Annotated in this window: 7 protein-coding genes; 2 read left to right on the top strand and 5 right to left on the bottom strand. The window is 65.5% G+C overall.

From position 1 onward, the window contains the following. From IC66_RS0124880 to ubiE, 3 genes are all read right to left on the bottom strand, one after another. Positions 1-735 (bottom strand): flavoprotein (locus tag IC66_RS0124880; protein WP_038949457.1); only part of this gene is annotated, 735 nt, incomplete at its 3' end. A gap of 72 nt (positions 736-807) precedes the next feature. Next, positions 808-2382 carry a 2-polyprenylphenol 6-hydroxylase gene (gene ubiB, locus IC66_RS0124875; protein ID WP_028139489.1) on the bottom strand — a complete coding sequence of 525 codons (1575 nt, stop codon included), beginning with the start codon at positions 2380-2382 and terminating at the stop codon, positions 808-810. Beyond that, positions 2379-3140 (bottom strand): bifunctional demethylmenaquinone methyltransferase/2-methoxy-6-polyprenyl-1,4-benzoquinol methylase UbiE, encoded by a 762-nt coding sequence (gene ubiE / locus IC66_RS0124870; RefSeq protein ID WP_038949456.1) that lies wholly within the window; start codon positions 3138-3140, stop codon positions 2379-2381. Before ubiE ends, ubiB begins: the two co-directional genes overlap by 4 nt. 81 nt (positions 3141-3221) lie before the next feature. Here ubiE and mutM point away from each other — a divergent pair, with 81 nt between their 5' ends. Continuing rightward, positions 3222-4121 carry a bifunctional DNA-formamidopyrimidine glycosylase/DNA-(apurinic or apyrimidinic site) lyase gene (gene mutM, locus IC66_RS0124865; protein WP_028139491.1) on the top strand — a complete coding sequence of 300 codons (900 nt, stop codon included), beginning with the start codon at positions 3222-3224 and terminating at the stop codon, positions 4119-4121. Between the two features lie 6 nt (positions 4122-4127). Continuing rightward, positions 4128-4694 (top strand): GNAT family N-acetyltransferase, encoded by a 567-nt coding sequence (locus IC66_RS0124860; RefSeq protein WP_028139492.1) that lies wholly within the window; start codon positions 4128-4130, stop codon positions 4692-4694. A gap of 247 nt (positions 4695-4941) precedes the next feature. Here IC66_RS0124860 and IC66_RS0124855 read toward each other — a convergent pair whose 3' ends face one another. Continuing rightward, complete coding sequence (locus tag IC66_RS0124855) at positions 4942-5685, bottom strand: ParA family protein (protein ID WP_038949455.1); 744 nt, start codon at positions 5683-5685, stop codon at positions 4942-4944. Positions 5686-6067: 382 nt separating this feature from the next. Continuing rightward, positions 6068-7426 carry a peptidoglycan-binding protein gene (locus IC66_RS0124850; protein ID WP_028139494.1) on the bottom strand — a complete coding sequence of 453 codons (1359 nt, stop codon included), beginning with the start codon at positions 7424-7426 and terminating at the stop codon, positions 6068-6070. Positions 7427-7450: the final 24 nt, after the last annotated feature.

The raw sequence follows: 7450 nt of genomic DNA, 5'->3' as shown, positions 1-7450 counted from the left end.
CAGACGCTCGGCGGCGGCGGCGATCTCGACCGCCTCCGACATGCGGCCAATTCCGGCCTCGCCCGCTTCGGCCATCTCGCCGGAATTGGGTCCGATCAGCACCACGCCGTCGCGCTGCAGCTGCGCGACGTTGCGACGCGTCGCCGCATTGTTCCACATCAGTGGGTTCATTGCCGGTGCCAGCAGCACCTTGCGGTTGGTCGCGAGCAGGATCGCGCTGGCGAGATCGTCGGCGTGGCCGTTGGCCATCTTCGCCATCAAGTCGGCGGTCGCGGGCGCCACCACGATCAGGTCGCAGTCGCGCGCAAGCCTGATATGGCCGGCGTCGAACTCGCTCTGGGGGTCGAACAGGTCGGTATAGACGCGCTCATGGGAGAGGGCGCTGACCGCCAGCGGCGTGACGAATTGCTGCGCCGCTTTGGTCAGGACACAGCGGACCTCGACGCGGCGCTCCTTCAGCCTTCGGATCAGGTCGAGCGATTTATAGGCTGCGATCCCGCCGCCGATGATCAGGGTGACGCTGGCCTCAGGGACGGCGCCGGTGCGCTGAGGGGTGGGGGCGACGGAGGCTGCCGGCGGCGCCGAAAACGGCGTCAGCGGCTCCTCGCGGCCCTCGATCAGCTCCCGCAGGATGACCCGGACCTCTTCCTCGACCGACCTGCGGTTCTTGGCCGAGCGCAGCCGCAAATAGGTTTTGACGCCGTCGTCGAGCTTGCGGATGGTCAGGCTTGCCATGACGCCCCTCCAGCACGGAATGATAGCGATGCTATCACTCGTGTGATTGCAATGCAATCAAGCTTTTGGCAATCACAGATTCCGGACGGCGATCAGGATCCCGATGAAGGTCGCGGCGATGATCCAGAGCGCGACGGTGCGCCAGCGGTTCTTGCGGCCCTCGCTGCGACCCATCGCGGCGATGCTCTCCGGCGACAGCCTGATGCCCTCCCGCGTCATGGTCTCGAGCTGCTCCAGCACCTTCACCGACCGCTCGGCGATCTCCGGCAGGCGCATCAGCACGCGCGCGATGTCTCCGGTCCCGGCGAGCGCGCCTTGCACCCGGCCGATGGGTCCGAGATTGCGCTCGATCCATTCGCGTACCACGGGGTCGGCGATCTTCCAGATGTCGAGCTTGGGATCGAAGCCGCGCGCCACGCCCTCGACCACCACCATGGTCTTCTGCAGCAGGATCAGCTCGGGCCGCGTCGTCATGTCGAACAGGCCGGTGACCTCGAGCAGCAGCGTCAAGAGCCGCGCCATCGAGATCTCTTCCGCCGTGCGGTTGTGGATCGGCTCGCCGATGGCGCGGATGGCTTGCGCAAAGTTCTCGACCGAGTGATGCGCGGGCACGTAGCCCGCCTCGAAATGCACCTCGGCGACGCGGCGATAATCGCGGGTGATGAAGCCGAGCAGGATTTCCGCGAGAAAACGCCGCTCCTTCATGCCGAGCCGGCCCATGATGCCGAAATCGACTGCGACGAGTCGTCCCGCGTCATCCAGGAACAGATTGCCCGGATGCATGTCGGCGTGGAAGAAGCCGTCGCGCAGCGCGTGCCGCAGGAAGCTCTGGATCACCTTGCGGCCGAGATCGGGCAGGTCGACCTGCGATTCTGCCAGACGCTTGTGATCGTTCAGCGCGATGCCGTCGATCCACTCCATCGTCAGCACGTTGTGCGTGGTGCGGTCCCAGTCCACGGACGGCACGCGGAAATCAGGATCGCCCTGCGTGTTCTCCGCCATCTCTGACAGCGCCGCAGCTTCCAGCCGCAGATCCATCTCCATGGCGACCGAGCGCGACATGGTGTTGATGACCTCGATGAGGCGCAGCCGCCGCGCTTCGGCCGAGTAGGTCTCGGCTTTGTTTGCGACGAAGAAGAAATCGGAGAGGTCGCGGCGGAAGCGTGAGGCCACGTTGGGCCTGAGCACCTTGACCGCGACCGACTTGCGGATGCCGGCGTGCAAGACCTCGCCGCGATGCACCTGCGCGATCGAGGCCGCCGCGACGGGCGGGCCGAAGCTCACAAACACGTCCTTCAGCGGCCGCTCCAGCGAGGTCGCGATCGCGGCTTCGGCTTCGTCCTGCGGAAACGGCGGCAGGCGGTCCTGGAGACTTTCGAGGTCGCGCGCCATGATGACGCCGACGACGTCGGGGCGTGTGGCCAGGAATTGTCCGAGCTTGAGATAGGCGGGGCCCATCCGCGTCAGCGCGCGCGATATCCGCGGGCCGTGCTTGACGCCACGCCGTTCGACGAGGCGCGCCAGCTTCAGAGCGAGCTGTCCCGGCGGCGGCACCAGGCTCGGATCGACCGAGCCGAACACGCCCTCGCGCGCAAACACGAACGCGGCGCGGATCAGGCGCGCAATGTGGGTGAAGGCAGAGATCACAAACGCCAGCCCGAATGCAGTGCGACGATGCCGCCGGACAGGGTCTGCCAGCTGACGCGGGCGAAGCCGGCGTCGCGGATCATGTCGGCGAAGGCGTTGGGTTTTGGAAACTTGCGGATGGACTCGACGAGATATTGGTAGGACTCGGCGTCGCCCGTGATCATGCGGCCGAGCGGCGGGATCACCTTGAACGAGAACAGGTCGTAGATCCGGTCGAGCCCGGGCATCTCGACGGTGGAGAATTCCAGGCACAGAAAGCGGCTGCCGGGCTTCAGCACGCGATAGGCCTCGCGCAGCGCCAGATCGATCCGGGGCACGTTGCGAATGCCGAAAGCGATCGTATATGCGTCGAAGCTGCGGTCGGCGAAGGCGAGCGCTTCAGCATTGCCTTCGACGAAATCGACCCGGGTTTCGAGATGGCGCTTCGCGGCGCGCTCGCGGCCCACCGCCAGCATGTCGGTGTTGATGTCGCAGACGGTGGCATGGAAGCCGGGGCCCGCGGCCTTTGCGGCGCGGAACGAGATGTCACCGGTGCCGCCGGCGACGTCGAGCAAGGCGAACGGCCGGTCGCTCCTGGGCGGGTCGAGCGCGGTGATCATGATGTCCTTCCAGACCCGGTGCAGGCCACCGGACATCAAATCGTTCATCAAATCATAGCGCGACGCCACGCTGTGAAACACATCGTTCACCAGCGTCTGCTTGTCCCCGAGGGGGACGTCCCTGAAGCCAAAATGCGTGGTTTCGCCCGGCCGATCCATTACTCTACTCCACTGGGCGAACCATAGCGCGCCCGCCGCAATGGCGCTATCACACCGCCCTCATAAGGTGAATGCCTGACCATGCCTGAATTGCCCGAAGTCGAGACCGTCCGCCGCGGCCTTCAGCCCGTGATGGAGGGTGCGAAAATCCTGGTGGCGGAGGCCCGCCGGCCGGACCTGCGCTTTCCGTTCCAGCCAGATTTCGTGGCCCGGCTTCAGGGGCAGGTCGTCACGGGGCTCGGCCGCCGTGCAAAATATCTCTTGGCCGATCTCGCCTCCGGCGATGTGCTCCTGATGCATCTGGGCATGTCGGGCTCGTTCCGCGTCATCAAGCCGGACAACGAGGCAGCTCCCGGCGAGTTTCACTATCCTAGGGGTAAGGACTCCACGCACGACCACGTGCTGTTTCGGATGTCTTCCGGCGCCGACATCGTCTTCAACGACCCGCGCCGTTTCGGTTACATGAAAGTGATCGCGCGTAACGCACTCGACGAGGAGCCGCTGCTGCGCGGCCTCGGCCCCGAGCCGCTCGGCAACGAATTCGACGCCGCGATGCTGGCGCGGTCCTGCGAAGGCAAGGCCACCAGCCTGAAGGCCGCGCTGCTCGACCAGCGCGTGGTGGCGGGGCTCGGCAACATCTATGTCTGCGAAGCCCTGCATCGCTCGCATCTGTCGCCGCGCCGGATCGCGGCGACGCTCGCGACCAAGGGTCGCAAGGGCGTTGGCGGCGGCGAGCCGACCGATCATGCGAAGCGATTGGTAAGTGCGATCCACACCGTGCTGAACGACGCCATCAAGGCCGGCGGCTCGTCCTTGCGCGACCATCGCCAGACCTCGGGCGAGCTCGGCTATTTCCAGCACTCGTTCAAGGTCTACGACCGCGAAGGCGAGAAATGCACGACGCCGGGGTGCGGTGGCACGGTCAAGCGGTTTACGCAGAATGGCCGGTCCACCTTCTGGTGTCAGAAATGTCAGAAGTAGAAATCCATGCCGACGCCGCAGCTTGAAACCGAACGGCTGATCCTGCGTCCGCTGGCGCTGTCAGACGTGCCGGCGATCCAGCGCCATTTCGACAATTGGAATATCATCCGGCATCTCTCGATGGTCGTGCCGTGGCCGTATCCCGCCGACGGAGCGGAGACGTTTGTCAGGATGCAGTTCGACAAGATCTCAGCCGGCGACGACATCCATCTCTGGGTTCTGGTGCTCAAGGAGGGGGACGGCGAGGCGATTGGAAACATTCATCTGCGGCCCCGTACAGAAGGCCCGAAAGGCAATCGCGGCTTCTGGCTGGCGGAGCCTTACTGGCGGCGCGGACTGATGACGGAAGCCATCGCCGCGGTGAACGATTTTGCCTTCCTCACGCTCGGCCTCGATCATTTCTACGTCTGCAACGCCGCGACCAACGAAGCCTCGCGTCGGGTCAAGCAGAAGACCGGCGCGGAATTCGTCGGCTTCATCGAGCTCGCCCATCACGACGGGCAATCGAAGTCCGAGAAATGGATCGTGCGGCGGGAGGCCTGGTTGGGCAACAGATCTGCGATTGAAGGCTAATGCATGCCCAACGTCATGGTCGGGCTTGTCCCGGCCATCTACGTTCTTCTTCCCTGTTGCCAAGACGTGGATGCCCGGGACACCTGCGCGAAGCCGCGCTTCGCGCTTTTGCCCGGGGCGCGACGGATGGATGGGGGTCAAAAAACGCGAAGCGAAGCAATCCGGCCGGGCTGGTGGCCGGATTGCTTCGTCGCTGGGGCCCTTCGGGATGGTGAAGGGCCGGCTGCCGTCTGAGCGATCGCCCCGCTCAGGACGCCAGTGTCGTGGTCTCGTCCGCCGAAAGCTCGGCAGCGACATTCAGCATGCCGCCCGCAGCCGATATCACCTGGTCGATCTGGACATTGGTCGTGGCACTTAGCTCGAGCCGGGTTTCGATCCAGCGCCAGAGGCCGCGGATCTCGTCCGCCGACTTGCCGTTCGGCGCGAATTCGCTCACCGCACGGCCGTTCGCGAGCGAGTCCTGGTGATCGTTGCGCATCACGATCAGCGGGCGCGCGAGCACGTCAGAAAGATCGAGCGCCGCTTCCTCGGCGAGGGTGTTGGCGGCGTTGTCGATGCGCTGGCCGCGGATCGGCGTCTGGTTCAACACGAAGCTGTAGGGCCGCTTCCAGGCGCGTGCGACGCTGAGCGTCGAGACGGTCGCCTCGATGTCGGCGACGCTCGGGCGGGCCGGGATCAGGCAGAGATCGGAATGGCGGATTGCAGCGGTGGTCGCGGCGCTGAGGCCGGCGGCGGTGTCGACGATCGCAAGCTGCAGGCCGCTGTCAGCCAGCATCTTCAGGCGCGGCTCGATGTCGGCTGCGTGATAGATCGGCTCGACGACGAGATCATCGGCGGTGCGGCGGCGCTGCCAGTTCGACAGGGTGCCCTGCGGGTCGGTCTCGATCAGGCGGACGGTGAAGCCGGCCTGCTTGGCCGCGAGCGCGAGGCCGATGGCGAGCGTGCTCTTGCCGCTGCCACCCTTTTGGGTGGCCAGTACGATCGTGTGCATTTGAAGATCAATCCTTTGGAATGCTTGGGTCAGGAATACGCCACGCGAACGTGCATCGATCTTGATGCTGAGCCTTCTAGCTCAGGACGTGCCGGCCCGATCCAAAGGGGGATCGCGGAGGTCCGAATCAGCAGCAACGATGATGGCGGAATAGGGATGACCAGCTAATCCGTACCATTACTGGACCAGTAGTCGTACGTGTGATGATGCTCGCGGCTCGGTTGAGCTCGTGCCCCGGACAAAGCGCAGCACGCTAGTGATGCGCTGCTGAGCCGGGGCCCAGAAAGCCACTTGCACGGAATTTGAGGAAGCATGGGTCCCGGCTCAGCGGCGCGGCACTACGCGCCGCACCGCGTCCGGGACACGAGAGTTGGCGTTAGACCTACTTCCGGACGCAGATCACGCGCACGACGGCAGCTTTTGCATCCGTCGAGGTGCCGTTCGCTGTGACCTCGTTCGCCTTCAGGAAATCGCGCACCGTTTCCGCGGACACCATCACCGCCTGTGACGCCGGCACCGATGTCGCGGGCCCCGCGACCATCGCCGGCTTCAACAGCGCAATGCCGGCGAACTTGCCGTCGCCATCGATCGCCGGACCCCCGGATACCCCGACCGCCGGCGGTGGGGACAGCACGGAATCGCTGCTCGGGACCGGCGCCAGCGCAGCCTTGATGCTCGACACGCCGGCCGCGCCACCCTGGCTCTGCGGATCGGCGATGCCGACGACATCCACGTTCGTCCTTGCCGCGCCGCCAGCGAGGCTGAACGGCTTCAGGCCGCGCGCGCCGTAGATATGCAGGAGTGCGAGACCGCGCTCCTTGTCCTCGGCGAGGCGATCGGCGCTGCCATAGCCGGCGATCGTGATGGCAAGACAGTTGTCGGTGACGAGCCGGTCGGTGACGATCGCGCCGTCGTCGCTGACGACGAGGCCGGTGCCGTACTCGACGGTCTTGCGGGGCGGCGGCCCGGCCTGCGGGCCTGGCGGAAATGCATTGAACGCGCTCGACATCGCGATCACGACCGGCTCGACCGTGTTCTCGGTCGCCTGGTCGTAGAGGATTGTCATGGTGCGGACCTCGTCCCCTCTAAAGGTGCCGCGGACGTAAAATTTCTTCAGGCCCTGCAAGCCCGACAGCACGAAGAAATCCGGCTTCACCACGGTGTAATCGACCTTGCGCCCGGACGGCTCCTTCTCAAGCTCCGCGAGTTTTGCCGTGGTCGGGTTCGCCTCCTTGCGGCGGCTGAGCAGCACCTGCACGGTTCCAGTCGGCGAGGTCCATTTCGAGCCGTTGGCGTCGCTCGCCTGCTGCGGCACCAGTTTCGAGGGGATGCCGAGCCGGGCGCCGCTGGTCGGCTCCGTCACGATCTTCCAGCCGACGCCGTCCTGCTTCTTTCGCGCCGTCTCGGCCAGCGCGGCGCGCTCCAGCGGATTGAGCACGCCGGTCGGCTTGCCGCCCTTGGCCTTCTGGTATTCCTTGATGGCGGTGACCAGCCGCGCGCTGGCGTCGCCGGTGATGGCGCCGTTGTATTGGCCGACCCAGGCGAGGTCGGATTGCAGCGACAGCCGCTCCGCCTGCGCCATCGCATCCGCCGTCGCCGACGGCGTCTGCATTGCGGGTGGCCGGATCGGCACGGTCTGGACCGGCTTCGGCTTGGTACCGGGGATCTGCGGCGTCGTCATCTGGGCGTTCGCGCCTGTGGCAGACGCAAACATCAGTGTTGCCGCAAGCATCGATCTCATGACAAATCCAGCCAGCCCATTGAA

Source organism: Bradyrhizobium genomosp. III, from assembly GCF_000261705.1.
Classification (GTDB): domain Bacteria; phylum Pseudomonadota; class Alphaproteobacteria; order Rhizobiales; family Xanthobacteraceae; genus Bradyrhizobium; species Bradyrhizobium ottawaense.
Note: the sequence above shows the minus strand (reverse complement) of the source record. Positions and strands in the feature narration are given on the sequence as shown.

What these genes read in the sequence shown, in the direction of transcription:
- ubiE (WP_038949456.1), bottom strand. Translation starts at nt 3,140, where the DNA reads ATGGATCGGCCGGGCGAAACCACGCATTTTGGCTTCAGGGACGTCCCC.
- mutM (WP_028139491.1), top strand. Translation starts at nt 3,222, where the DNA reads ATGCCTGAATTGCCCGAAGTCGAGACCGTCCGCCGCGGCCTTCAGCCC.
- IC66_RS0124860 (WP_028139492.1), top strand. Translation starts at nt 4,128, where the DNA reads ATGCCGACGCCGCAGCTTGAAACCGAACGGCTGATCCTGCGTCCGCTG.
- IC66_RS0124855 (WP_038949455.1), bottom strand. Translation starts at nt 5,685, where the DNA reads ATGCACACGATCGTACTGGCCACCCAAAAGGGTGGCAGCGGCAAGAGC.
- IC66_RS0124850 (WP_028139494.1), bottom strand. Translation starts at nt 7,426, where the DNA reads ATGAGATCGATGCTTGCGGCAACACTGATGTTTGCGTCTGCCACAGGC.